This is a genomic window from Nocardia sp. NPDC004860 (assembly GCF_040609015.1).
Taxonomy (GTDB): Bacteria; Actinomycetota; Actinomycetes; order Mycobacteriales; family Mycobacteriaceae; genus Nocardia.
Window position 1 is genome coordinate 1 of sequence record NZ_JBEXJI010000041.1, and the last position, 23,907, is coordinate 23,907.

The following is a 23,907-nucleotide window of genomic DNA, read 5'->3' on the forward strand; positions in this document are numbered from 1 at the left end:
GCCCGCGCAACCAACACCTTCGGCAGAACCCACCTCGACCACACCCGAACCACCAAGACCAGCAACAAGATACACGATCATTGAGGAACGCAGCATTAGTCGCCGGAACCAAGGCTCGCAGCCGACTCAGGCGCGCGTTGCGGTTGCGATCACCCCGGGACGGGCCACTACCTTTACTCATGGAACGTCCTCCTATCGGCGATGGGACACCAAGCCCGACAAGCGCATCAGGAGGTCGTTCCCCACGTCCAGACACCCGACGCACAGAACGTCTTTCTATGCCGTGGTGCCCAGCGGCAACATCTACAGCCCTACGATTGCGGTCGGGCAGAAAAGGGCATCGCTCATTCAAAAGAGCCGTCGCTGACGCCGCCGACGTTCAGAGCTCGGAGCGTTGTCCAACGGATAGCAATGAATCGCTGGGTGCTCAGGTGGCGGTGCCTTTTGGCGTCTTCGCGATCTGGAAGTGCTGCCTTGTCGCTGCTATCAACGTCCAGGCCCAACGCTCTAGGATCTCCCCGCCTGCCTGTGGAGTCGCTGTCGTCGGGTCGCCCAGCACCCCGGATTCGCTGACGGCTCGCACACCATGTTCCCGCAGCGCACCGATGATCTCGGGCAACGGTGTCGTCACGCCCGCGCGCGCGTGGGGCATAGCAACACGATCCGGGGCGATCGCCAGCATCGCAGAGGTCTCCGTATGGCCGGCATGACTGTCACCGGGAGGACCGGTTGTGCACCAGAGCAAGACATTTCGTCCCTCCGAGTGGAGCGTGCAAACTGCCGAATGCAGAGGACTCAAATTGCCGCCGTGACCGTTGACGAGGACCACGCCGGCGAATTCGTCGGCAGAGCGGACCAGCTCCAGTATCAACAGTTCGAGCGCAGACTGCCCGATCGACAAGGTACCGGCGAAACCAGCATGTTCCCCACTGGATCCGTATGCGATCGCCGGCGCGACAACGACTTCGGCCAACTCGTCAGCGAGCCGTCGGCATAACTCCACGGCGATCGCTGTATCGGTGTCCAGCGGAAGATGCGCACCGTGCTGTTCGGTGGCGCCCAACGGAATCGCAAGAAGCATGCGGCCGATGTGCCCGGCCAACTGCGACGTCCTCGAGTCTGCGAGGTTCACGATGAACCACCGTGAAACTTTCGATTTACCTGGGGCAGTAGCGGTTCGAGAACCAGATGGCGTGCGCATCCAACCCAAACCCCGACCCCGTACGCGAGGTCGTCCAGCACCCGTAGAACGATCCACCCCGGCCGATATCCCCTCCCCAGCTCTGGGACGATCGCTAGTACGAAAGTTATTGCCAGCCAACGTCTCCCGGAGCTGCTACACATTGCGATCGGCCACCACAGGCGGCGCGTGGCCGCGGCGGTTTGCTCCACCAGGCCGAGCTGTCCGCGTGCCGCTGTCGCCGCAGCTGCAGGCCACGGTAGGCCGCGGCGATTCAGCCTCCGTGCCAGGACCGAGGCGGTGACGAGACTGGGTATGGTTGCCACGAGCGGAAATCCAACAGCGAGGATCGCTTGAGCCGCGAAGGTGGGCGGCCAGTAGGCGGCGTGGAGATAGCCAGGATGGCGTTGAGCCAAAGTGGCAGCGGACGTGCCATAGTCGAAACGCTGTCGTAGCCAACCAGCGATTGTCTGGCGAGGCAGGTGGTGAACGATGCTATCGGGGTGATACCGGACCGTGAATCCTGCGGCTACCAGGCGCCAGACGAGGTCGACGTCCTCGCCGAAACGCAGATCAGGGTCGAACCCTCCTATCGCTTCGAGTGCGGTCCTACGAACAACAAGAGCGGCGCTGGGTACGTAGCGGACCCGTCCGTGGTGATGCACGGTGGCCGGTGCGTTCCCCATATCGAGCGAGGAATGCCGGCGTTCGTATCGCCCCAAACGCCCTGTTTCCGGAGACCGCACTCGCGGGGCGACCGCGGCGACGGCAGGATCATCGAAGTAGGGCAGGACGGTGTCGAGCCATCGTGGCGACGGGACGGTGTCAGCGTCGAGGAAGACCACCAATGGGGTACTGGCACTGCGCCATCCACTGTTGCGCGCGGCTGCGGGCCCACTCGCCTCCGTGTGTCGTATGTCCGCGTCGGGGAGAGCTGGATCGGAGCCGTCGTCGACAACGATCCGAGCCCCGAGGCCGCCGCTGGCCTGCAGCACTCGGGCGAGGCCCTCGGCATCGTTCTTGACCGGGATCACCAGGGTGGCTCCAAGTTTCGTAGCTTCTTCACAGCCTGGGATGGGATGCAGGATACCGGCGTCGAGCAGCCGCCGGACCAGATCCTGCTCGTGGTCGGCGGGGGCGACTGGTCGCCCCGTTATCCAGCCGTCGAACAACCGCACACCGCACTTGCTGAGTCGGATCAGACGGGAAGGGCTTCCACCCAGCAGGATTCGCCCCTGTGCAAAGCGACGCACCTGTGGGTCGATTCGCACGTAGGTGATCACGGCAGGAACCCTCCGTCGGCGTGCACGACCGATCCGGTCAGTGCGGTGGTGTTGGTCGAGCACAGCCAGCCGATCACCGCAGCGACTTCCTCGGGCTCGAGAATGCGGTCCACCAGTTGGTGCGTGGCAAACGATTCCACGGAATCGAGACCGTAGATGCGTGCCGACTCGGCGAGCATCGCGGTGCGCGTCGAGCCTGGAGAAACAGCCATCGCGGTCAGTCCAGTGCCGCGTAGATCATGTGCGAGACCCTTGATCAGCCCGACCACCGCATGCTTGGCGGCACTGTAACCCGCCATCTTCCACATCCCGTGGTGGGCTGCGGCAGAGGAGACTCCGATGAACCTTCCGGTACGGGGTGCCGGGCTCTCGAGCATTACCGGGATGACGGCCCGCGCGAGGTTGGCGACCCCGTGCACTCCGACGTCGAACATCGGGGTCCATTCGTCAGGGCAAGTCTCCCAAGTGAATCGACCGCCCGACGCGACTGCAGCTGCCGCGACGGCCGCGTCCAGCCCACCGAAGGATCTGACCGCCGTACGGGCAGCGTTGCCGAGTGCGGCGACCTCGCGCACGTCCGCGACGAGGTCGATCACCGCACCGGCATGTTTCTCCGCGACGCTACGCAGTTGATCACGAGTGCCGAGCGGATATCGAACGTGCAGGTCATCCGCACACACATCGACTGCGACAACTTGCCAGCCCTGCCCGACCAGCTGATGCACTGTCGCGGCACCGATTCCGCGTGCGGCACCGGTTACCAGAGCGACAGGGGGCCTATTCACCGGAGGCCCCGGGTGAACCCGTCAGGGATGATCAGATCCGCAGGAGTCAGGTCATGGATCGACCGGTGGCCGAGTCCGTAGAGGGTCGAGTCGATTCCTTGCCGGAGCACCTCGAGCACGTTGTGGACTCCGCGCTCTCCGGACGCTGCCATTCCCCACAGATACGGACGGCCGATCATGACCGCCCGGGCACCGAGGGCGAGGGCTTTGACGACGTCGCTGCCGCGGCGGACGCCGCCGTCGAGGAGCACCTCCAACTGCGTGCCCACCGCGTCGGCGATGCCGGGCAGCAGTCGGATCGATGCGGGGGTGGAATCGAGGTTGTTACCACCGTGATTGGACACCGACAGTGCGGTGGCACCGATGTCGACCACCCGCTTCGCGTCGTCCGGGCGTGAGACACCCTTGACCATGAACGGGCCATCCCACTGCGAGCGCAACCAGGCCAGATCATCCCAGGTGGCCGGCGGCGTCACCATCCATTCACCATAGGCGCCGAAGAAGGTGGGTCCGGATGCACCGCGGGGCACGAGATTCGGGGTACTGAGGTCGGGCAACTTGCCGGTGCGCGCGAAACGAGCCAACCAGCCGGGCTTGGCTAACACCTGGGGCGCGAACTTCATCGCGGTCTTCGCGTCGATGCGTTCGGGGAGCGCTGGGCTACCCCAGTCACGGGCGGTGGCGAAAATCCAGTCGAGGGTGACGATCAGGCCTTTCGCTCCGGCGTCGTGGGCGCGCTGCAGTCGCGAGACCATGTCGTCCCTGCTGCCGAGCCAATAGACCTGGAAGAACGTCTTGTCGTTCGCGGCGACCACTTCCTCGATCGGCTTGGAACCGAACGACGACAGGCCGAGAGCGGTGCCCGACTGCGCGGCCCCCCGTGCGACCCCGACTTCACCGGCGGGATCCACGGCCTGTACGCCGGTGGGGGAGCAGATCACTGGTAGCGAAATCTCTTGCCCCATAACCGTTGTCGACAGATCACGAATCGCGTGTAGGTCCGCGATATGCGGGCGCATGCCCAGCTCGGCGAATGCGGCCGCGTTGTCGTTGAGAGTCACCCCGGCTTCGGATCCGGCGAGCAACGCCAGATACACCGACTTGGGTACGCGCTTCTTGGCGCGACGCTGCGCCTCGGCGACCGACTCGAACCAATCTCGTGTGCTAGCCATGAAAGTCCTTGAATCTGTTGAGGATCGGTGATCACCGCAACCCGGCGAGCGGGCTGGTGTCACACGCACGGTCGGGAATCAGCGAGTCGGGGGTGAGGGTCGGTATCCCGAGTCCGACCGTCGCGCGACGGCGCGCGGCGCGCGAGTGGTCCTTGTCCGGGCGCGGCAGCAACCCGACCGAGGACAGTGCGATCTCGGCGTTGCCGCGCACGCACTCGGGATCCGGTCCGTCCAGTGGTAGCCCGGTAAAGAATTTCGCGGCCATGCAGCCGCCTTGGCAGGAGTCGTATGCCGAGCAGGAGGTGCAGGCGCCCCCGTTCTGCGGTTGACGTAGCCGAGTGAACAGCTCTGAAGTGCGCCATACGTTTTCGAACCCGCCGGGCTCTCGGACGTTGCCGGCCAGAAACTGGTCGTGGATCGCGAACGGGCAGGCGTAGACGTCTCCGATCGGGTCGATCAGGCACACCACGCGACCTGCACCGCACAGATTCAACCCGGGCAGCGCCTCGGAACCGAGGGCGTTCAGATGGAAGAACGAGTCGCCGGTGAGTACTCCGTCGCCATGGGCGAGCAGCCAACGGTAGATCTGTTGCTGCTGTTCGGCGCGCGGGTGCAGATCCTGCCATACGTCGGCGCCGCGGCCGGACGGGCGCAGACGCGTGATCCGCAACTGCGCGCCGTAGCGGTCCGCCAGCGCCTTGAATTCATCGAGCTGCGCGACATTGTGGCGCGTCATCACGACCGAGATCTTGAAGTTCTCCATTCCCGCCTCGGCGAGATTCTCCATCGCACGCACCGCGGTGCCGAACGATCCCGCACCGCGCACCGCATCGTTGACATCCGCTGTCGCGCCGTCGATGGAGATCTGCACGTCAACGTAGTCCGACGCAGCGAGCCGACGAGCCCGCTCGGCGTTGATCCGAACGCCGTTGGTGGAGAACTTGACTCCCACGCCGTGGTCGACCCCGTAGTCGAGCAGTTCCCAGAAGTCCGATCGGACTGTGGGTTCGCCGCCTCCGATGTTCACGTAGAAGACCTGCATCTTCTGCAGCTCGTCGAAGATCGCCTTGCACTCCTGGGTCGAGAGCTCCCTCGGATCGCGGCGCCCGGAGGAGGACAGACAGTGACTGCAGGCCAGGTTGCAGGCGTAGGTCAGCTCCCAGGTCAGGCAGATCGGGGCTTGGAGCCCGTAGGTGAAGTGCTCGACGAGTTTCATCGTTCCTCCCGGGGCGGTGTGTCGATGGCCGGACGTGATCGGATCGTGCCGGCGTCGTGGAGCCGGGCCAGGGCGCCGAGGTAGTGGTCGTACTCGATCGGAGCTACACCGGCCGCGGCGACCGCCGACTGGGCATCCGGGCACCCGGCGAGTTCACGCACGACCGAGACCAGGGCCAGCGTCTTCAGAAACGACAATTTGCGTGTCGAGAAGTCATAGACGAGTGCACCGAATGGTTCCGGTCTCAACGAGACCGATTCCGACAGCATGTAGGCGCGGTGCGGGTCGAACGACTGATCGTCAGTACACACCGCACATCCCATCGATCGACACTTCCTCCACGAGCAGATCCTCGGTGATGTCTTCGTTATCGGTGATGCCCTGACGGTTGCTGGAGTCGTTCATCGGAGTCTCCTCTAAGGTTCGTAAAACTATTGCCTTTAGAATAAGGACACTTGGTGCAACAATGGAAGACGTGGCGGAAGAAAATTTAGATCGATCTCGACTGGCTCCGGTGCGAGCGCGTGGGCGCAAGCGTTCGACAAGTGCCGCAGAACTGGAATCGGCTGGGTTCGCGCTTTTCGAGGCACGAGGGTTCGAGGCTACGACAGTCGAAGACATCGCTGCCGAGGTCGGCATCGCGAAAAGGACGTTCTTCCACTACTTCGAATCCAAGAACGACCTGGTCTGGGGTGATTTCGAGGCCCATTTGCAGACGATGCGGGCTGGATTCGCCGCGCGGCCACGGGATGAACCGATCATGGAATCGGTGCGGATGGTGGTGGTCGAGTTCAATCGCTTCGGCGCGGCGCAACTGCCGCGGCATCGCAAGCGGATGGAGCTGATATTGAAAGTTCCTGCGCTGCAGGCGAACTCAACGCTGCGCTACCACAACTGGCGGGTAATCGTGGCCGAGTTCGTCGCGGGGCGGCGCGTCGAGCCGCCGACTGCGCTGATCCCCCGCGCGGTCGCTTACGCGGCGCTGGGTGTTGCCTGGGCCGCGTATGAACAATGGCTCGACGCGCCACATGATTCCCTTACGGAATATCTGGACACGGCATTCAGTGAGCTATCGGAAGGATTCAGTGCAGTGGCGAACCATCCGGAATGAATGCAGGCAGCACGAAGCTTTCGAGCATGAGGCGATGCGCGGGGTCCTCGGGGTTGTCGAAATCCAGGCGACCTACGAGAATGAGCTGAACCAGAGCGAGCCATTCGCAGGCTTGTTCATTGTCGACTCCTGTGCGTAGTTCTCCGCGTTCGCGAGCTTGGTCGAGGATCGGAGCCCACATTTCGTGTGTCAAGTTGCTCGCGACCTTGGAAGTTCCGACAATAGCTGCCGCCAGATCCATATGTTCAGGGCTGACGATCAATCTGATAAGTGGATCTTTGCGCCCGTGATCGACGAGGAAGATCAATCCTTCGACCAACTGATCTCGAAAATTTTCACGCTCCATCACGAACTTGGTGCCCTTGACGAATAGCTTTCGGGCGCGGAGCTGAATCAGTTCGGCGATGAGCGTGTCCCGGTCTCGGAAATAGCGGTAGATCGTCGGGCGTGAGACGCCGGCTGCCTTGGCGATGTCGTCCATGGTCGTCTTGTCGACGCCATAATGAAGGAATGTCGCCTCGGCTGCTTCGAGAATCTGACTGCGTGCCTCTTCGACGTCCCCGCTGAGTACGTTGCTGTTACGTCGGGCCATTCTCGTTCCTGTCCTCCACGGGTGATCTACCGGCTGTCTGACCCTATTGACAATACTCGTCGGACGTCTTCGGTTCGATGTCCGGTGTATCGTTGGGTCGAGTACCGAGTCTCGCGGGCGTCGAAAACGATTGTCGCTGAGGGTGTTTGCGGCCGCTGGGTGAGTCTGTGCCCGAGGGAGTGTCTCGGCGGCCATCGGCGTCGAGACACTCCCGCCGCGTCAGGATTCCGGGGTGAATGTGATCGGCAGCCGGGCGCAACCGCGGACCTGGCTGGCATGCATGATCGGTGGATCGTTCTCGTCGAGTTCGTAATCGGGGATGCGCTTGTGGATCTCCTCGAGGGCCACGCGCAACTCGATCCGAGCCAGATGCGATCCGAGGCAGCGATGAGCACCGGCACCGAAGGACAGGTGGCGATTCGGAGTCCGTTCGATCTGCAGGTCGTTCGGATCTTCGAACTCCTCCGCGTCCCGGTTCGCCGAGCACAGCAGCAAGATGAGCTGGTCGCCTTCGGCGATCGGCACCCCACCGAGTTCGGTGGCGCGCGTGGCCCGGCGGCCGGGTACGACTGCCGCCTCGATGCGAAGAATCTCCTCGACGGCCGAGGGGATCAGGCCCTCGTCGTCGATGAGCTCACGGCGCTGCTCCGGATTGTGCGAGAGATGGATGATGCTCCAGGCCAGCGAACCCTGCACCGTGTGGAGACCGGCGATGAGCAGCAGGAAGAACATCCTGTTGAGTTCTTCGTCGGTCAGGAGGCGTTTGCCGTCCTCGAGCTGGACCTCTGTGTGGATGATCTGTGACGTCACGTCGTCGCGCGGGTTGGCGCGACGATCGTTGATGACTTCCTGGAAGTAGCCCAGCATCTGGAACGCCGCGACACCGCGTGCCTGGTTGGACTCTTCCTCGCTGGCGCCGGGGATACCGGTGAGGATGGTGTCCGTGGCATGGGTGAACATCGGCGCGTCCGCCAGGGGCCAGTCCATCAACGCCAGGAACACTCGGGTGGGGAGTTCGTGTGCGAAAGCAGCGATGAACTCGGCTTGCCCTTTCGACGCGAATCCATCGAGCAGGTCGTTGACCACGGTCCGGATGTCGTCTTCCAGCGCCTTCATCCGGTTCGGGCTGAACAGGGGCTGCAGCGCCAGCCGGTAGCCGGTGTGCTCGGGCGGATCCAGCTCGATCGGGATGAATTTCCCGAACCCGGCAGTGGTGGTTACAAGGTTGTTCGGGTAGCTGGAGAACGTTTCCGGATCGCGCAGGACTTCGTGAATTTCCTTGTAGCGCGTTACGATCCAGTGCCCACCGTGGGCGTTCGAATAGACGACGGGGCCCTTCTTCGCCAGTTCGGCGACGCGGTCCTGCACGGTGTCGACGGGTGAGGCGAGCGACTGGTCGTAGATGTCGAAATCTACGACGAGGCCGTCGGGGACCTCTGCGGTAGTGGTCATCGTGGTGGTTCCTCGGAGTCGGGAGATTCGGCGTTGGTCAGCGACAGGGCCCGTTCGGGGCACACTGCCGTGGCCTTGCGAGCAGTCTCGAGCTGGGAAGGGGGGATCGGATCGACCTGGATGACCGGATCACCGAGCTCGTCGGAGTCGATCAGGTCGGGCGCGCTGCCGTAGCACAATCCATGCCCAGCACACGCGCCGCGATCCACCACCAGCCGTTGCGGGACAGTGGTCATTTCGGTCACAGATCTCCGGGCGAACCCTTGTCCTCCGCGAACCACATGCCCACCCGGGAGAGCGTGCCGCCGTCGGTGGAAGGCAGGCACAGTCCGGAGATGTAGGCCGAGTCGTCGGAGGCCAGGAACAGCGCGACCTTCGCGTTGTCCAGCAGCGAGGGCGGGCGATTCAGCTTGAGCGGGATCGGCGAGATGGAGGAGTCCCAAGGACCCGCGGATTCCTCGTAGGACATCCCGACAACCGGGGTGCCCGCCGGCAGTAGGAAGTTCGGAGACATCCCGTGGGTGGGGCAGATCGCGTTGACGCGAATGCCGTACTGGCCCAGGTCCAAACTCAGTCCGCGCACGAGGCCGTTGACGCCGGCCTTGGTGGCCGAGTACATCGCGATGTTGTGGTAGGCGACGATGGATGCCGCCGACGACGTGGCCAGGATCGTGCCACCGCCATTCGCGCGGAGCGCGGGGACTGCGGCCTTGGCCGCGTAGAACACGCCACTGAGGTTCACACCCAGCACGTGCTGCCAGTCCGCGTCCGTCAGATCCTGGAAGTCGACCTGCTCGCCGCCCGCGACCGACGGGACGCCGCCGCGGGACACGATGCCGGCATTGGCGAACATGATGTCCAGCTTGCCGAATGCCTCAAGCGTGGTCGCGACGCTCTGCTGCACCTGCTCCTCGACGCTGACGTCAGCGGTGATGGCGATTGCCGAACCGCCTTGCTGTTCGACCAGTTTGACCGTCTGAGCGGCCCGTTCCGGATCGATATCGACCACGGCGATACGGGCGCCTTCCGAGGCGAACAGCTGCGAACACTGACGACCGAAGCCGGATCCGGCTCCGGTAATGATGGCGACTTTGCCCTCGAGCTTCATCTTGTACTCCGATTTCAGACAACGAATACGAGCGCCCCGAGACGGGGACGGACGCTGGTGAAGACACGGCTGCATCCGGGTGGGGTAGCGGTCGAATCAGGGCTGTGATCGGTACCCCTGCAGCGAACGGTAGTGCTGTGTCTCACATCCGAAGGTACTTCAGGCGACGTTTTACGTCAATCGTATTTTGTCAGTCATGTTCGTATTGACGATTGACGAACTACGTAATTTGTACATAACCTTAGGTCGGCGTCGAGCAGAGCGGCTCCGCCCCGGCGGTGTAGACAGCCCCGCAGGAGACCGCCATGGAGGCGATGCAAGTGAGCAAAGCGGTACACGATCCCCTCGCTGACCAGCCGGGATCGCAGAAAGACCCGGTTATCCTGATCCATTGCCCCGCTGACGGGACTCCGGTCGGCATGGTTCCAGACGAAGGCCGAGCCGGCGTCGAAGCCGCGGCCGAGGAGCTTCGCGCCGCGCAACCGGAATGGGAACAACTTGGCCCGCGCGGGCGCGGGCGCATCATGCTCCGATGGTTGAACTGGATTCTCGACAACGAAGAGCGATTGCTGACGCTGGTCCAGCAAGAAGCCGGTAAGTCTTGGTCCGACGCCGCAATCGAGCTCGCGGTCGTGGTCGACGTCATCAACTACTTCGTTGCCAACGGTGAACGGTTCCTCGCCGACCGAAAGGTCAAGCCGGCGGGCGTCGCCAACGCGGCGCGCAGGCTTCGTGTGCAGGTTCGCCCGCATCAGCTCGTAGGGCTCATCACGCCGTGGAACGGCCCGCTCGCCGGGCCGATGATGGATGCGGCCGGAGCGCTCATGGCCGGCGCGGCGGTGCTGTCCAAGCCCTCGGAGATCACTCCGTTGTCGTGGACCGAGGCCGTGCGCGGGTGGCGGGAGGAAATCGGTGCGCCCCCGGTGCTGGCCTGCGTGAACGGTAGTGGTGAGACCGGCGCCGCCGTCGTCGACGTGGTGGACATGGTGATGTTCACCGGGTCCGTGCGCACCGGTCGCAAGATCGCCGCCCGTGCTGCCGAAAGACTGATTCCCTGCAGCCTCGAGCTCGGTGGCAAAGACGCGATGATCGTGCTCTCCGACGCCGACATCGAGCGCGCGGCGGGCGCTGCCGTGTGGGGCGCGATGATGAATGCCGGACAAGCGTGTGTATCGGTAGAGCGGGTGTATGTCGAGGAATCTGTCTACGACGAGTTCGTCGACAAGGTGACCGCGAAGGTGCGGGCGATGCGGGTGGGTATGGACCCGGCCGGCAGCTATGAGACCGAAATCGGCGCCATGGTCACCGCGACCCAAGTCGATATCGTCGAGCGACACGTCGCTGATGCGGTCGCCAAGGGCGCGAAAGTCCTGGTCGGAGGCAAGCGGGTCGGCGATCGCGCCGGAAATTTCTTCGAGCCGACCGTCTTGGTCGATGTCGACCATTCGATGACATGTATGCGCGAGGAGACCTTCGGTCCGACGCTGCCGATCATGAAGGTTGCCGACGAAACGCAGGCGCTGGCCCTGGCCAACGATTCGGACTACGGGCTCAGCTCGAGCCTGTGGACGCGAGATCGTCGCCGTGCCGCACGTCTCTCGCGCCGAATCGAAGCCGGCTCGGTCTCGGTCAACAACGCCGTGGTAGCCACCTTCCAGCTCCCGATCCCGATGGGGGGCTGGAAGCAATCAGGAGTCGGAACCCGATTCGGCGGCGCGAACGGCGTACTAAAATACTGTCGGCAGCAGTCGGTGGTGGAGGAGCGGATCGCTCTCAAGGCCGAACCCAATTGGTATCCCGTACGCGCGGACCGCAGCAGACTGATGGCGAAGGTTATCCGGCTGTTGGGTGCACACGACTGGCGTCGTCGACTGGGGCGCACGCCCCGCGGTCTCTGATCCCAGGCCGACGGCTTTGCGATGAGACGCATGACGGTCGCGGAACCCAACGGGCAGTGGTGGATCGGTGATTGCGCCAGCACGCCCAAACGCCTGACCGCCGATACCGCGCACCGCATCATGCAGCTGCACGCTCACTGGTCGGGCACCCCGTGCGCGCTACGTGCCGCGGCGCTGGAGCTACTGGTCTCATTGGGGCGCTATGTCTTGGACACGAAGCGATGCCGCGTCCGCGTGATATTCACATCGCTGGGTTTTACTCTCGATTTCCAATGTCCGCGCCCAGCGGCGGAGGAGTTCGCGTCGCGGATGCGGCAACGCGGCGATCCGCAGGTCGTGATCGACAACGGTGTACACCCGGATCTGCCGCCGCTGCCGTGTGCACGGCTGTGGGCGCTGTAAGGCGGCGGCAGATCCGGGAACGCCGGCCGATCAGGAGTCGGTCGCTGCGAGCCACTGCGAAATTGCAGGCACGCTCTTCTTGACCGCCAATCGGCCGTACAACAGCCCCACGTGCCCGATAGGGAACGTCAGTTCCGAAACGTCGGCGCCTGAAAGCACCTGGGGCAGCGGTCCACTCGCGGCCGCCGGGACCAGCTTGTCCAGGGTGCCGGTGACATGGAGGACCGGCATCTGCACCTCGGAAAGCTGCACCGTCCGGCCCGCGAAGCTGACACGCCCGGACACCAGCTCCCGGCGATGGAGAAACAGCTCGCAGATCTGACTCATCGTCGCACCGGGAAACGGGATCTGGTCCTTGGACCAGCCAACGATCGCCTGATGGGCGCGCAGCGCACGTTCGTCGGCAAAGCTCCGCCACAGCGAGGTGTAGGTCGTGATATCGACTCCCGGCTGGATCATCTTGAAGGCCTCGACCAGCGTCGCTGCAGGCACGTTGCCGGTTTCGTCGAGAAGATCACCGACCTCGAGCCGCTGTGCAGACAACATCGCCATCCCGGGCCCGAGCTCGGCGAAATCTATCGGCGTCGCCAGCAGCGCCAGGGACCGAATCGGGAGCTCGGGGTGAGCGGCGGCGGTCAGGGTCGACAGGACACCACCCAGGCAGTAGCCCAGGATAGATACCGGCTGCGCCCCAACGTGTTCGGACACCACCCGCACTGCGTGCGGCAGGTAGTGGCCGCTGTAGGTTTCGAGGGTGTTCGCCGCTTCGACCGCGTCGGGAACTCCCCAATCGAGCAGAAAGACGTCGTGCCCGTCGGCGAGTAGTGCTCGCACCAGGCTGCTCTGCGGGATCAGATCGAAGATCGTTGCCTTGGTGACCAGGCTCATGACAAGCAGGATCGGCCGTGAACGAGGCCTGGTATCGGGGGGTACGTAGCGGAAGAGCCGTACCTTGTCGCGGCGCCAAATCAACTTGCGGGCAGAGGATCCGACCTTCGCCGCGCCGACACCGCTGAAATGCCTCAGCGCGTTGTGCGTGTACCTGGCCGTGACGTCGAGGTCATCGGAGAGCTGCCGGATTGCGTTGTTCAATAGCGACAGCGGGTTCATCGGAATCACGGGTCTCCGTTCGTGTGACAGGTTCGAGCGTCGCGGTTCGGTACAGATCGAGCGTGTCGTCGAGGGCGTTGTTGAGCTTTCGAACACTTCGCTCCAGCGAGGCGATCTGGGTCAGCACTCTGTTGATATCGCTGCCCGCGGGCAGGTTGAAGGCGTGCAGCAGCCGTCGGGAAGCACGTTCGACCGTGTTGGCCACCCCTTCGCTGGCGTGGAGAGCCAGGCCTATCCCGATCGCCACGGCTTCGTGGTGGCTGAGGAATTCCAGGAAGGGGACCGCGGCGTCCTCGAAACGCTGGATCGATGTTCTCGTCAATCGCATGGTCAGTGATCGGCCTTTCTACGGCTGATGTCGGTTGTATCGATGAGGTCGGTGAGAACCTCGCCGGCTTCGTAGGCGACGAGGTGCCCGACCCCGGGGAGTTCGAGATAGCGCGCGTGCGGTATCAGCTCCGCGAGGCGCGGACCGTTGGCTACGGGCATCAGTGGATCCACATCGCCGTGGACAACGATGGTGTCCGTGCTCAGGGCGCGAAGTCGTTGCGGTCCAGACCATCCCGCTACCGCGCGCAGCTGCGCGAAAACCCCGTCTCGCGGGGTCGGCCTGCGCACGGTCTTCTCGACGATCTCGTCGAGTATGTCGGGGTGCTGGTCAGCGAATCCGGGTGCGCCGAAACCGCTCCATAGTGCGCGAAAGTACGCCCTTATCTCGCCGCCCTCGGCGGGAGGCGCCAGTGCAGACGCGAACGCCGCGAAACCAGCCGGGATGTCCTCGGGAATCGGAGGCTTGGTACCGACCAGAACCAGCTTGCGAACTATGCCGGGATACCGCAGCGCCAGTTCTTGAGCGATCATCCCACCCATCGAATAACCGAGCACGATCGCTGATCGAACCCCGAGAAACGACAACACCGCAGCAGCGTCGTCCGCGAGTTCGGCGATGGTGAACGGCGAAGGGGCAGAACGTGACCACCCACTGCCCCTGTTGTCGACCCGTACCACTCGATATCGGCCCGACAGCTCGTTGATCCACGCTGTCGGCCAGACAAGCCCGCTCGCGGTCCATCCGTTCAGCAGCAGCACCACTTCGCCGGCTCCGGACTCGTGCCAGTGCACCACCGGACGCCTACCGGGCGCTGTGTTGATCAGGCGGTGACCGTCGGGTTCGAGCTGGTATTCGAGGGCGCGGATCCGCTCCAGCTGTGGGTCGACCGCAGGCCCGATCATGTTGTGCAGCAAAGCGTCCCACTGGCTCAGGGCCTGCTGTGCAGTGCGTCGGGCGGTGGCTTCCGCGCGGATTCCGGCCTGTACGACGTGTGCTGCGGCCGGGGTGCGGAACAGCGGTAGGAGCCTGCGCCACATCACGTCACCAGCCGCAACCGCTGGGCGGTATCCGATTCCGGGCATGGAGAAGACGTTCGATCGTGTCGATCGCGGCATGTGAGTACCCCTGCGAGACGAGTTGCGGTGACCGGGCAGTTCCCGGACTCTCTGCGCGCCGTCGTCGCCGCGAACCCGAGAGTTATATCTAGAGCATATAGATTTACACATCTCGATGTCCCGTTTTCGGTGCTGACTGCATCACACCGGACCGAGGCGCTCCGTCGTCGTGAACCCACTGTGGCTGTCTTGCTTCCTGTCAATCCGTCGAGGCCTTGGGGAGTGTGGGAACCTGCTGCTATAAATCTATAGTAAATAGATAAACAACCCGGCTCGTCGGTTCGCCGCAGCCGGGTGGCGGTGAGCCTGGGCCGGCATCGGCCGGATCCAGGCACCGGGGTTGTGCCGCGGGCGCCGACCCCGGCAGAGGAGTGAGAAATGACCGACAGTGTGCTGACCGACTTCGCCGCCGGCGTCGCGGTGATCACGATCAACCGTCCCGAGGCGCGCAACGCGATCGACCGGGACACGGCTCAGGGCATCGCCGACGCGATCGATCAGGTCGACTCGCGACCCGACGTCGCGGTGGCGATCCTCACCGGCGCCGGCGGAACATTCTGTGCCGGAATGGATCTCAAGGCGTTCGTACGCGGAGAGAACCCTGTCATCCGCGGCCGCGGATTCGGTGGCATCACCGAGAAACCGCCGTCCAAACCGCTGATCGCCGCGGTCGAGGGATGGGCACTGGCCGGTGGTTTCGAATTGGTGCTCAGCGCTGACTTGGTGGTCGCATCACGCGAATCCAGCTTCGGGATTCCCGAGGTCAAGCGCGGGCTGGTGGCCGCTGCGGGCGGACTGCTCCGCTTGCCCAAGACATTGCCCTATCAGCTCGCCATGGAGATCGCCTTGACCGGTGACCCGCTCACCGCGGAGACCGCGCACCGGCACGGAGTCGTCAATGTCCTCACCGAGCCCGGCCACGCGCTCGAGGGCGCGCGCCGTCTGGCCGAGCGGATCGCGGCGAACGCGCCGCTGGCGGTACGCGCGACCAAGGAAATCGTCGGTCACGCTGTGGGCTGGAACGCGCAGGACTCCTTCCGGGCGCAAGCCGAAGCGGTCAAACAAGTGCTGACTTCCCAGGACGCGCGCGAGGGCGCCCGGGCCTTCGCTGAGAAGCGCCCGCCGGTGTGGCAGGGGCGGTGAATTCGATGGGGCATGAAAGCATCCGCACTCGGTTCTGTGACATGTTCGGGGTCGATCATCCGATCGTGCAAGGAGGCATGCAGTGGGTGGGACGTGCCGAACTGGTCGCGGCGGTCGCCGAAGCTGGTGCGCTGGGGTTCCTGACTGCGCTCACGCAACCCACACCTGAGGACCTGGTTCGTGAAATCACCCGGTGCCGCGAGCTGACCGACCGCCCGTTCGGGGTGAATCTGACCATCCTGCCGTCGATCAATCCGCCCCCGTATGCCGAATACCGCGATGCCATCATCGACTCGGGAATCAGAGTCGTGGAGACAGCCGGGTTCAACCCAGCCGAACATCTACCCGCATTCCAGCGTGCCGGAGTCAAGGTTCTGCACAAGTGCACCAGCGTGCGCCACGCGCTCAAGGCCGAAGCGCTCGGCGTCGACGCGGTTTCCATCGACGGGTTCGAATGCGCGGGGCACCCGGGCGAGGACGATATCCCAGGGCTGGTTCTAATCCCTGCTGCTGCGGACCGCCTGCAGATTCCGATAGTGGCGTCGGGTGGATTCGCCGACGGACGAGGCCTCGTCGCAGCGCTGGCATTGGGAGCCGACGGCATCAACATGGGCACGCGGTTTCTGGCGACCGCGGAGGCTCCCGTTCATGAAAACGTCAAGAGCCGCCTGGTCGAGGCCGACGAACGCCAGACCGAATTGATCTTCCGGTCCCTGCGCAATACCGCACGAGTCGCCCGCAACATCGTCAGCGAAGAGGTCGTCGCGACCCTGGCCGCCGGCGGAGATTTCGAGAGCGTACGGGAGCTGGTCGCCGGCGCCCGCGGGCGCAAGGTATTCGAAGTCGGAGACCTGGACCTGGGGATCTGGACCGCGGGGATGGTCCAGGGACTCATCCAGGATGTCCCGACCGTGGCGCAACTGGTGGGCCGCATCGTCGACGAGGCCGCTTCGCTACTACGAGGTCGTCTCGCGGAAGTCATCCGATAAGAAAGAAGAACACATGCAAATCAACAATGCTGTCGCGGTGGTGACGGGTGGTGCGTCCGGGTTGGGCCTGGCCACCGTGAAAGAGTTGCGCGCTCAGGGTGCGGCCGTGGTGATCGTGGACCTGCCCTCGTCCGACGGCGAGACGGTTGCCAAGGAGCTGGGGGAGAAGGTGGTGTTCGCCCCGACCGACGTGACCGACGAAGAACAGGTCGGCGCGGCGCTGGATACCGCGCAAACGCTGGGAGACCTGCGTATCGCGGTCAACTGTGCCGGGATCGGTACTGCGACCAAGACGGTCGGTAAGGACGGAGCGTTCCCGCTCGCAGCCTTCGCCAAGGTCATCAGTATCAACCTGATCGGCACGTTCAATGTGATTCGGTTGGCAGCGGAACGGATCGCGGCCACCGATCCCATCGGAGAAGAACGCGGAGTGCTGATCAACACCGCGTCGGTGGCCGCGTTCGACGGGCAAGTCGGACAGGCCGCCTATTCTGCATCGAAGGGTGGCATCGTCGGTCTCACTCTGCCGGTGGCTCGCGACCTTGCGCCGCTGAAGATCCGTGTAGTCACCATCGCGCCCGGCCTGTTCCACACGCCCCTGTTCGCGACAGTGCCTCAGGAGTCGATCGCGTCGCTGAGCGCCCAGGTCCCGCACCCTTCCCGTCTGGGTGACCCCGCCGAATTCGCCGCGCTGGCCCGCCATATCGTCGAGAACCCGATGCTCAACGGAGAAATCATTCGTCTCGACGGTGCCATTCGTATGGCGCCGCGCTGATCTCGGCCCGGGGCATCGTCCTGAGCCTCGGATGACAGCTGCGGGGGTGTGCGACCGACTTCGGATCGGTGGCACACCCCGGCAGAGTCGTTCTCTAAAGACGTTCGATGATGGTCGCGTTGGCCATGCCGCCGCCTTCGCACATTGTCTGCAGCCCGTATCGGCCGCCGGTCTGTTCGAGCTGGTGCAGCAGGGTTGTCAGCAACCGGGTGCCCGATGCACCCAATGGGTGACCGAGAGCAATCGCGCCGCCACGCGGGTTGAGCCGCTCCGGATCGGCGTTGAGTTCGCGTTGCCAGACGAGGGGCACTGGCGCGAACGCCTCGTTGACCTCGTATGAATCGATATCGTCAATGGACAACCCGGTCCGTGCCAGCACCCTTTGCGTCGCGGGCACCACGCCCGTCAGCATCAGCAGCGGGTCGCTGCCAGTCACGGCGAAGCCGTGGAATCGTGCCCGCGGACGCAGTCCCAATGCCGTCGCCGCGGTCTCGCTCATGATCAACACAGCGGAGGCGCCGTCCGTCAACGGCGAGGAGTTTCCCGGGGTGATTCGCCAGTCGATTTCCGGGAACCGTTGGGCGAGTTCGTCATTGCGGAATGAAGGCTTCAACGTGGCGAGGCCATCGGTTGTGGTCGCGGCTCGCACGGTTTCATCATTCGTGAGCCTGATCGGCCCGTCCGTGCCCTCGACCGTGACGGGCAGGATCTCGGAGCTGAAGTCTGTCGCGGCAGCGAGCCGGTGGGAGCGGGCGGAGAATTCGTCGAGGGTGGTCCGGTCCAGCTTCCAGCGGGCCGAGATCAATTCGGCGGAGATGCCCTGGTTGACCAGACCCTCCGCATAACGTGCGGCGACCGCGGGTCCGAAAGCGTCTTTGCCCAGCGTTGCGGTCCCCATCGGAACTCGGCTCATCGACTCGACGCCGCAAGCAATGACAATGTCGTAGGCGCCGGCGATAACGCCCTGCGCAGCGAAGTGAGCTGCCTGCTGGCTGGATCCGCACTGGCGATCGATGGTGGTCGCGGGGATCGACTCGGGCAGGCCTGCACCCAGCACGGCACTGCGAGTGATGTTGAGCGCCTGCTCGCCGGCCTGCCCGACACATCCGCCGATCACGTCGTCGATGAGTGCCGGATCGATTCCAGTTCGTTCGACCAGAGCGCGCAGCACCAGTGAAAGCAACTGGGCGGGATGCACGGTCGAGAGTTGGCCGCGGGGCTTTCCCCTGCCCGATGGGGTGCGGATCGCATCGACGATCACTGCATTTGTCGTCATGGTTGTATTCCTTCCTGATCAAGCACGCCAGATTTGTTGCCCGGCGCGGGACAACACGATGTTGGGGACTACCGCTTGGGCGGTCAGGTGCGTCACTGCCATGACGAGCTCGGCGACGTCACCGGTGGTGAGCATCGAGGCCTGGTCGAGCGTGTCGCGTTTCCATGCGGTCATGTCGGTGTCGACGTAACCGGGCGATATCGCTGTCGCGGTCACCCCATTGCCGAACTCCTCGGCGGTGAGGGTCTGGCACAACGAGATCAATGCCGCCTTGCTCGCGCCGTAGGCACCTAGTGAGTCCTCAGCGCACACGCCCGTGATCGAGGCGAGCGCCAGCACCTTGGCGCCCCTGGCTGGTTCTCGTTTGGCGGCGGCTCGAAGCAGGGGCAGGCACCCTTGAATGAGCTGTACCTGTGAGCGGAGATTGACCGCCATGGTGCGGTCATAGGTGCGCATGGACAAGTCCGCCAGTGCGCCCGCGGATCCGAAACCGGCGTTCAGCACGAGAACGTCCAGTTGGTCGGCGAAGGCGGTATGCGCCGCGACCAAGCCGCCGATCTGGCTTTCCTGCGACATGTCAGCTGCGACCGGGTTGACCGGTACCCTGTGGACGTCGCGTAGATCGCGCGCGACCACCCCGAGGGTATGCGCGTCGCGGGCAGATATGGTCAGCGTGTAACCCTCACGCGCCAGTCGCCGGGCCACCTCGAGTCCGATTCCACGGGTTGCTCCGGTGACCAGCGCGGTGCGAACGCTCACCGGACGGCCCCGATCATCGACAATCCAGCTGCCAGGAGCTCGGGAACGGCGGTGCCGACCTTGTCGAATCCGGGCCCGACGGTCTTGCCCGCGAGATACCGCTGATGGATTCCCTCGGCAATCACGGCGATCTTGAAGAAGCCCAGCGCACGGTAGAACGCGAGGGCCTCGAGGTCGGCCCCGGTTGCGCCCGCATAGCGCTGGGCAAGCGCGTCTGCGCTGGGGAAACCTATGTTGGCGGTGGGTGCGTGCCGGACTCCGAGCACCGGCTCGGTAACTGGATCCCAGTACACCATCAGCAGCCCCAGGTCGGCGAGTGGGTCGCCGATGGTGGCCATCTCCCAATCCACGACTGCTCGCACACGACCAGGGTCGGCGCTGTCGAGAATTGTGTTGTCGAGACGATAATCCCCGTGCACGATCCCCGTGCCGCTGTGGACGGGAACCGATTCGGCGAGGAGCGCGTGGAGCTGTTGCAGATCCTCGAGTTCGCGTGTCGCCACTCGATCCCACTGGCCGCGCCACCGCTTGACCTGCCGCGCGAGAAAGCCTTCGGAACGGCCGAAATCGCCTAAGCCCACCTCTTCATGAGCCACCGAATGCAACGAAACCAGAGTGTCGATCAACGCGTCGGCACATGCCGCGGCCTGCGCGGTGGTGAGGGTCTCGGCATCGGCGCCGTCCTGCAATGTACGCCCCTGTACGAACGACACCACGCCGAACGGAACCCCGATCACATCCGTGTCCTCGCACAGCGCCACAGTTCGCGCGACAGGGACCGCGGTGGACTGCAGAGCATCCAGCACGCGGTATTCGCGAGCCATGTCGTGTGCGCTGGGAGTCAATGGCCCCAACGGTGGACGGCGCAGTACCCAGCGGTGCTCCCCGTCCGAGAGCGCGTAGGTCAGATTTGATTTGCCGCCCGTGATCAGGGTTGCCGTCAGCGGTCCGGCCAGGTCGGTGACCGTGGCACCCAAGTACAGCTCGAGCGCGGGGAGGTCGAGTCCGGGCAGGTTCATCGTGTACCTTCCGGGTGGGCTGCGACCCGGACCGCGCGGCGTGCGACCGACCACCTGTGGGTTTCCGACGGTCCGTCATAGATGCGGAAGGCCCGAATCTCTCGATACATGCGCGCCAGGGGAGCATCCTCGGAGATGCCCAGGGCGCCATGAATCTGCAGCGATCGGTCGATGACTCGCCCGACGGCTTCGGCTACGAAGGTCTTGGCGATCGAGGTGATCCGGCCGGCGCGAGCGCCACTGTCGAGCTCCCAGCACGCCTTCAAGATCAGTGCTCGTGAGGCTTCGATGTCGATCTCGTTGTCGGCGATCAGCTGCTGCACCATCCCGAGTTCTCCGAGTGCGCTGCCGAACGCACGCCGTTCGCCGGCGCGTTCGGCGGCCAGGTCGGCAGCACGGCGGGCGAGCCCGAGCCATCGCATGCAGTGCGTGGTGCGGGCGGGACCCAGTCGCACCTGGGCATAGTCGAATCCTTGATCAACGGCTCCGAGCACGGCGTCGTCACCGACGTGAACATCCTCGAACAACAGCTCGCAGTGCCCGCCGAACATGCTCTCGTCGAGGGTCTCGATCGCCCGTACGTTGGTGAAGCCGGGAGCGTCTGCATCGACAAGGAACATCGTTGCCCCGCCGGGAGAACCAGGCTCGCCGCTCGTGCGTGCCATGACGATGGCGAAACCGGCGCCCTGCGCGCCGGTGATGAACCACTTGCGGCCATTGATTACCCAGCCGGAAGATGTTCGGCGCGCGGTGGTGGAGAGCGCACCAGGATCCGAACCCGCGCCGGGCGCCGGTTCGGTCATCGCGAAGCACGATCGGATGGTTCCCAGCGCCAACGGCTGCAGATATCGCTCGCGTTGCTCGGCAGAGCCCACCACCTCGAGCAAATGCATGTTGCCTTCGTCGGGCGCGGCGCAGTTGAGCGCCAATGGGCCGAACAGCGAATGCCCGGCAGCTTCGAACAGGGCGGCGCGGTCTCGCATGTCGAGTCCGAGACCGCCGTACTCCTGGCCGACATGTGGCGCGAAGATCTCGGCCTTCTTCGCCGCGTCTTGCAGCTCGCGGCGTACCGCCTCGGGCAACGCGTGCGCATTGCCGCGGTACAGCTCCTCCACCGGTAGGACAACGTCACGGATCAGTTCCGTGGTCCGGCGGACGGCGGCCTCGACCTGCGGGTCGAGGTCGAATTGGATCGGCACGAGGCCTCCTAGAACTATTCGGTGTTTCCGGTGATCACCGGTCGGCACGCCCTGCTCGGCCGTGCGAAATGAGCCGCGCACACCCGTGAGCGACCGTGAGCCAGGCCCCGATGCAGGCGGTTGCGTGACTGCAGTCACCGAGCGTATAACAAAAGACAAATTACGTCATCAGTACAGTGTCTCCTCGACTGAGTCGAGTTGAGCGGCTATAGATCCGGAGGAGAGATGGCTCACGTCATCACACAGGCCTGCTGCAACGACGCCAGCTGTGTGCCGGTTTGTCCCGTCGATTGCATCCGGCCTCGCCCCGGCGACCCTGGCTTCGCGCGAGCCGAGTTGCTGCACATCGATCCCGCTACCTGCATCGATTGCGGCGCGTGCATCGACGAGTGCCCGGTGGACGCGATCGTCACCGACGGTGACTTGACCGAATTGACCGTTCCTTATCAGGAGATCAACGCGGCGTACTTCCAGGTCCCCGCATTCGGCGGCGCGGTGGTGAAGGAAGTGGATCCCACGGTGGAGATTCCGGTCGGCGGCGGTCCGCTGCGGGTGGCCATCGTCGGATCCGGTCCATCGGGTTGCTATGCGGCCGAACAGCTGATTTCTCGCCGCGAAGTTGATGTGGAAGTCACCGTATTCGACCGCCTCCCGACCCCCTTGGGCCTGCTCCGCTACGGTGTCGCCCCGGATCATCAGAGCACCAAGAAGGTGGCGGCCGCCTTCGGCCGGACGCTGAACAACAAACGGGTGAACCTCGCGCTCAATGTCGAGATCGGCAAGGACATCACGGTCGAGGAGATCCTCGCGCACCACCACGCCGTCGTCTTCGCGACCGGGGCATCTCGAGGGCGTTCTCTGGGAGCGCCAGGCGAATCGTTGCCCGGCGTCCACTCGGCCACCGATTTCGTCGGCTGGTACAACGGGCACCCCGACCACGCTGATCGAACCTTCGACATGTCGTGCGAACGCGCGATGGTGATCGGCAACGGAAACGTCGCCCTGGACGTGGCTCGCATTCTGGTCAGTGACGTCGCGGCGTTGTCGAAGACCGACATCGCCGATCACGCGGTGGAAGCCTTGGCGGCCAGCAGAATTCGCGAAGTCGTGGTGGTCGGGCGGCGAGGCCCGGAGCATGCGGCGTTCACCACACCGGAGCTGCTGGGGCTCGGGCAGACAAAAGATCTGGACATCACGGTCGGATCGGGTCAGCCCGCCCGGCCGGACGGGGACCCGGTGACCACACTGAAGGTTCGGCTGGCCACCGAATTGGGTGCGCGCCCACGTGATTCCGCCCGCCGTGCGGTTCACCTGCAATTCTTCCGTGCTCCAGTGCAGTTTCGCGGTCGAGAAGCTGTGACAGGCGTCGATCTCGCACACACTGAACCCACCGGCGATGGCGGCCTAAGCCTGACGGAGGTCGTCGATTCGATCGACTGCGGGCTCGTCCTGACCTCGGTCGGATACCGCGGCTTGCCGATCCCCGGCGTTCCGTTCTGGGAGTCCAGTGGCACCATCCCCAACGAGGGCGGCCGTGCCCTCGATTCAGCCGGAGGGCAACTGGTGCGGGGGGTCTACGTGACCGGCTGGGCCAAACGTGGTCCTTCGGGTGTCATCGGGACGAATAAGTACTGCGCGAGTGAGACCGTTCGCGCAGTGTGGGAGGACTTCGCGGCTGGGCTCTTGCCTGACCCGCCCGGGACGCGAGAACACCTCGAGGCGCTGCTGGCTCAGCGCGCCCCCCGTCGTGTCGGCAAGCCCGGCTGGAAGGCGATCGACGCCGCCGAGCGTGCCAACGGCCGCCCACTGGGCCGGCCACGCAAGAAGTTCGTCGACATCGACGAAATGCTCGGTGCCGCTGAGGCCGGTGCCCCGGCGACGACTTTGCCTGCAAGATAATCTACAGTCATTAGATAAAGTTGGACTTGCAGAGGTGATTCAGATGGAAGACACCCGCCCTACGCCGTGCGGCCCGATGATGGTGCCGCAGGG

At 64.4% G+C, this 23,907-nt stretch carries 25 protein-coding genes; 7 read left to right on the plus strand and 18 right to left on the minus strand.

Annotation, left to right across the window (positions count from 1 at the left end):
• Positions 1-427: 427 nt before the first annotated feature.
• The 7 genes from mftE to mftA are packed head-to-tail and all read right to left on the minus strand — an operon-like array spanning position 428 to position 6,041.
• Complete coding sequence (mftE, locus tag ABZV44_RS41620) at positions 428-1,132, minus strand: mycofactocin biosynthesis peptidyl-dipeptidase MftE (RefSeq protein ID WP_354849585.1); 705 nt, start codon at positions 1,130-1,132, stop codon at positions 428-430.
• Positions 1,129-2,463, minus strand: coding sequence for a mycofactocin biosynthesis glycosyltransferase MftF (mftF, locus tag ABZV44_RS41625; protein WP_354849588.1), 1,335 nt, complete (start codon positions 2,461-2,463; stop codon positions 1,129-1,131). Before mftF ends, mftE begins: the two co-directional genes overlap by 4 nt.
• Entirely contained in the window at positions 2,460-3,248 is a 789-nt protein-coding gene (locus ABZV44_RS41630) for a mycofactocin-coupled SDR family oxidoreductase (RefSeq protein WP_354849591.1), read from the minus strand. The genes mftF and ABZV44_RS41630 overlap by 4 nt, the downstream gene beginning before the upstream one ends.
• Positions 3,245-4,420 carry a pre-mycofactocin synthase MftD gene (gene mftD, locus ABZV44_RS41635; protein WP_354849593.1) on the minus strand — a complete coding sequence of 392 codons (1,176 nt, stop codon included), beginning with the start codon at positions 4,418-4,420 and terminating at the stop codon, positions 3,245-3,247. The genes ABZV44_RS41630 and mftD overlap by 4 nt, the downstream gene beginning before the upstream one ends.
• 31 nt (positions 4,421-4,451) lie before the next feature.
• Positions 4,452-5,636, minus strand: coding sequence for a mycofactocin radical SAM maturase (mftC, locus tag ABZV44_RS41640; protein ID WP_354849596.1), 1,185 nt, complete (start codon positions 5,634-5,636; stop codon positions 4,452-4,454).
• Entirely contained in the window at positions 5,633-5,947 is a 315-nt protein-coding gene (mftB, locus tag ABZV44_RS41645; protein WP_354849599.1) for a mycofactocin biosynthesis chaperone MftB, read from the minus strand. The genes mftC and mftB overlap by 4 nt, the downstream gene beginning before the upstream one ends.
• Complete coding sequence (gene mftA / locus ABZV44_RS41650) at positions 5,937-6,041, minus strand: mycofactocin precursor MftA (RefSeq protein WP_354849602.1); 105 nt, start codon at positions 6,039-6,041, stop codon at positions 5,937-5,939. The genes mftB and mftA overlap by 11 nt, the downstream gene beginning before the upstream one ends.
• Before the next feature lie 61 nt (positions 6,042-6,102).
• Here mftA and mftR point away from each other — a divergent pair, with 61 nt between their 5' ends.
• Complete coding sequence (gene mftR, locus ABZV44_RS41655; RefSeq protein ID WP_354849605.1) at positions 6,103-6,747, plus strand: mycofactocin system transcriptional regulator; 645 nt, start codon at positions 6,103-6,105, stop codon at positions 6,745-6,747.
• Here mftR and ABZV44_RS41660 read toward each other — a convergent pair.
• The 4 genes from ABZV44_RS41660 to ABZV44_RS41675 all read right to left on the minus strand — a co-directional run bounded on the left by ABZV44_RS41660 (position 6,719) and on the right by ABZV44_RS41675 (position 9,899).
• The gene (locus ABZV44_RS41660) at positions 6,719-7,339 is read right to left on the minus strand and encodes a helix-turn-helix domain-containing protein (protein WP_354849608.1); all 621 of its coding nucleotides are present in this window, start codon (positions 7,337-7,339) and stop codon (positions 6,719-6,721) included. The two genes, mftR and ABZV44_RS41660, sit on opposite strands and share 29 nt — an antisense overlap.
• A gap of 219 nt (positions 7,340-7,558) precedes the next feature.
• Positions 7,559-8,791, minus strand: a complete 1,233-nt coding sequence (locus tag ABZV44_RS41665; RefSeq protein ID WP_354849611.1) for a cytochrome P450 — start codon at positions 8,789-8,791, stop codon at positions 7,559-7,561.
• Positions 8,788-9,027 (minus strand): ferredoxin, encoded by a 240-nt coding sequence (locus tag ABZV44_RS41670; RefSeq protein WP_354849614.1) that lies wholly within the window; start codon positions 9,025-9,027, stop codon positions 8,788-8,790. The genes ABZV44_RS41665 and ABZV44_RS41670 overlap by 4 nt, the downstream gene beginning before the upstream one ends.
• A 5-nt stretch (positions 9,028-9,032) precedes the next feature.
• The gene (locus ABZV44_RS41675; protein ID WP_354849617.1) at positions 9,033-9,899 is read right to left on the minus strand and encodes an SDR family oxidoreductase; all 867 of its coding nucleotides are present in this window, start codon (positions 9,897-9,899) and stop codon (positions 9,033-9,035) included.
• A 314-nt stretch (positions 9,900-10,213) separates the two neighbouring features.
• On the opposite strand from ABZV44_RS41675, the gene ABZV44_RS41680 reads away from it, so the two are divergent.
• Together ABZV44_RS41680 and ABZV44_RS41685 are read left to right on the plus strand one after the other, a co-directional pair.
• The gene (locus ABZV44_RS41680; protein ID WP_354849769.1) at positions 10,214-11,797 is read left to right on the plus strand and encodes an aldehyde dehydrogenase family protein; all 1,584 of its coding nucleotides are present in this window, start codon (positions 10,214-10,216) and stop codon (positions 11,795-11,797) included.
• Positions 11,798-11,827: 30 nt separating this feature from the next.
• On the plus strand, positions 11,828-12,199 hold the full coding sequence (locus ABZV44_RS41685; RefSeq protein WP_354849620.1) for a hypothetical protein: 372 nt from the start codon (positions 11,828-11,830) through the stop codon (positions 12,197-12,199).
• Positions 12,200-12,229: 30 nt separating this feature from the next.
• On the opposite strand, the gene ABZV44_RS41690 is transcribed toward ABZV44_RS41685, so the two are convergent.
• The 3 genes from ABZV44_RS41690 to ABZV44_RS41700 all read right to left on the minus strand — a co-directional run bounded on the left by ABZV44_RS41690 (position 12,230) and on the right by ABZV44_RS41700 (position 14,677).
• Entirely contained in the window at positions 12,230-13,309 is a 1,080-nt protein-coding gene (locus tag ABZV44_RS41690; RefSeq protein ID WP_354849772.1) for an alpha/beta fold hydrolase, read from the minus strand.
• Positions 13,260-13,556, minus strand: coding sequence for a hypothetical protein (locus tag ABZV44_RS41695; RefSeq protein WP_354849623.1), 297 nt, complete (start codon positions 13,554-13,556; stop codon positions 13,260-13,262). The genes ABZV44_RS41690 and ABZV44_RS41695 overlap by 50 nt, the downstream gene beginning before the upstream one ends.
• An 83-nt stretch (positions 13,557-13,639) precedes the next feature.
• Complete coding sequence (locus tag ABZV44_RS41700; protein ID WP_354849626.1) at positions 13,640-14,677, minus strand: alpha/beta hydrolase; 1,038 nt, start codon at positions 14,675-14,677, stop codon at positions 13,640-13,642.
• Positions 14,678-15,133: 456 nt separating this feature from the next.
• Here ABZV44_RS41700 and ABZV44_RS41705 point away from each other — a divergent pair, with 456 nt between their 5' ends.
• Genes ABZV44_RS41705 through ABZV44_RS41715 form a run of 3 tightly spaced genes read left to right on the plus strand, consistent with a single transcriptional unit; the run spans position 15,134 to position 17,662 of the window.
• Entirely contained in the window at positions 15,134-15,898 is a 765-nt protein-coding gene (locus ABZV44_RS41705; RefSeq protein ID WP_354849629.1) for a crotonase/enoyl-CoA hydratase family protein, read from the plus strand.
• A 5-nt stretch (positions 15,899-15,903) separates the two neighbouring features.
• Positions 15,904-16,887 carry a nitronate monooxygenase family protein gene (locus ABZV44_RS41710; protein WP_354849775.1) on the plus strand — a complete coding sequence of 328 codons (984 nt, stop codon included), beginning with the start codon at positions 15,904-15,906 and terminating at the stop codon, positions 16,885-16,887.
• A gap of 13 nt (positions 16,888-16,900) precedes the next feature.
• On the plus strand, positions 16,901-17,662 hold the full coding sequence (locus ABZV44_RS41715; RefSeq protein WP_354849778.1) for a 3-hydroxyacyl-CoA dehydrogenase: 762 nt from the start codon (positions 16,901-16,903) through the stop codon (positions 17,660-17,662).
• Positions 17,663-17,756: 94 nt separating this feature from the next.
• Here the strand turns inward: ABZV44_RS41715 and ABZV44_RS41720 are convergent, their stop codons facing one another.
• Genes ABZV44_RS41720 through ABZV44_RS41735 form a run of 4 tightly spaced genes read right to left on the minus strand, consistent with a single transcriptional unit; the run spans position 17,757 to position 21,915 of the window.
• Positions 17,757-18,938, minus strand: coding sequence for a thiolase family protein (locus ABZV44_RS41720; RefSeq protein ID WP_354849631.1), 1,182 nt, complete (start codon positions 18,936-18,938; stop codon positions 17,757-17,759).
• Positions 18,939-18,956: 18 nt separating this feature from the next.
• Positions 18,957-19,697, minus strand: coding sequence for an SDR family oxidoreductase (locus ABZV44_RS41725; protein WP_354849634.1), 741 nt, complete (start codon positions 19,695-19,697; stop codon positions 18,957-18,959).
• On the minus strand, positions 19,694-20,716 hold the full coding sequence (locus tag ABZV44_RS41730; RefSeq protein WP_354849637.1) for a phosphotransferase family protein: 1,023 nt from the start codon (positions 20,714-20,716) through the stop codon (positions 19,694-19,696). The genes ABZV44_RS41725 and ABZV44_RS41730 overlap by 4 nt, the downstream gene beginning before the upstream one ends.
• Positions 20,713-21,915, minus strand: a complete 1,203-nt coding sequence (locus tag ABZV44_RS41735; RefSeq protein WP_354849640.1) for an acyl-CoA dehydrogenase family protein — start codon at positions 21,913-21,915, stop codon at positions 20,713-20,715. Before ABZV44_RS41735 ends, ABZV44_RS41730 begins: the two co-directional genes overlap by 4 nt.
• Positions 21,916-22,140: 225 nt before the next feature.
• Between ABZV44_RS41735 and ABZV44_RS41740 the strand changes: the two genes are divergently transcribed.
• On the plus strand, positions 22,141-23,814 hold the full coding sequence (locus ABZV44_RS41740; protein WP_354849643.1) for an FAD-dependent oxidoreductase: 1,674 nt from the start codon (positions 22,141-22,143) through the stop codon (positions 23,812-23,814).
• The last annotated feature ends 93 nt before the right edge of the window (positions 23,815-23,907 follow it).

Coding starts and splice junctions, on each gene's coding strand:
- ABZV44_RS41685 (WP_354849620.1), top strand. CDS start 11,828: ATGACGGTCGCGGAACCCAACGGGCAGTGGTGGATCGGTGATTGCGCC.
- ABZV44_RS41665 (WP_354849611.1), bottom strand. CDS start 8,791: ATGACCACTACCGCAGAGGTCCCCGACGGCCTCGTCGTAGATTTCGAC.
- ABZV44_RS41690 (WP_354849772.1), bottom strand. CDS start 13,309: ATGAACCCGCTGTCGCTATTGAACAACGCAATCCGGCAGCTCTCCGAT.
- ABZV44_RS41700 (WP_354849626.1), bottom strand. CDS start 14,677: ATGTGGCGCAGGCTCCTACCGCTGTTCCGCACCCCGGCCGCAGCACAC.
- ABZV44_RS41720 (WP_354849631.1), bottom strand. CDS start 18,938: ATGACGACAAATGCAGTGATCGTCGATGCGATCCGCACCCCATCGGGC.
- ABZV44_RS41670 (WP_354849614.1), bottom strand. CDS start 9,027: ATGACCACTGTCCCGCAACGGCTGGTGGTGGATCGCGGCGCGTGTGCT.
- ABZV44_RS41680 (WP_354849769.1), top strand. CDS start 10,214: ATGCAAGTGAGCAAAGCGGTACACGATCCCCTCGCTGACCAGCCGGGA.
- mftA (WP_354849602.1), bottom strand. CDS start 6,041: ATGAACGACTCCAGCAACCGTCAGGGCATCACCGATAACGAAGACATC.
- ABZV44_RS41730 (WP_354849637.1), bottom strand. CDS start 20,716: ATGAACCTGCCCGGACTCGACCTCCCCGCGCTCGAGCTGTACTTGGGT.
- mftD (WP_354849593.1), bottom strand. CDS start 4,420: ATGGCTAGCACACGAGATTGGTTCGAGTCGGTCGCCGAGGCGCAGCGT.
- ABZV44_RS41715 (WP_354849778.1), top strand. CDS start 16,901: ATGCAAATCAACAATGCTGTCGCGGTGGTGACGGGTGGTGCGTCCGGG.
- mftC (WP_354849596.1), bottom strand. CDS start 5,636: ATGAAACTCGTCGAGCACTTCACCTACGGGCTCCAAGCCCCGATCTGC.
- mftR (WP_354849605.1), top strand. CDS start 6,103: ATGGAAGACGTGGCGGAAGAAAATTTAGATCGATCTCGACTGGCTCCG.
- ABZV44_RS41705 (WP_354849629.1), top strand. CDS start 15,134: ATGACCGACAGTGTGCTGACCGACTTCGCCGCCGGCGTCGCGGTGATC.
- ABZV44_RS41710 (WP_354849775.1), top strand. CDS start 15,904: ATGGGGCATGAAAGCATCCGCACTCGGTTCTGTGACATGTTCGGGGTC.
- ABZV44_RS41660 (WP_354849608.1), bottom strand. CDS start 7,339: ATGGCCCGACGTAACAGCAACGTACTCAGCGGGGACGTCGAAGAGGCA.
- ABZV44_RS41740 (WP_354849643.1), top strand. CDS start 22,141: ATGGCTCACGTCATCACACAGGCCTGCTGCAACGACGCCAGCTGTGTG.
- ABZV44_RS41675 (WP_354849617.1), bottom strand. CDS start 9,899: ATGAAGCTCGAGGGCAAAGTCGCCATCATTACCGGAGCCGGATCCGGC.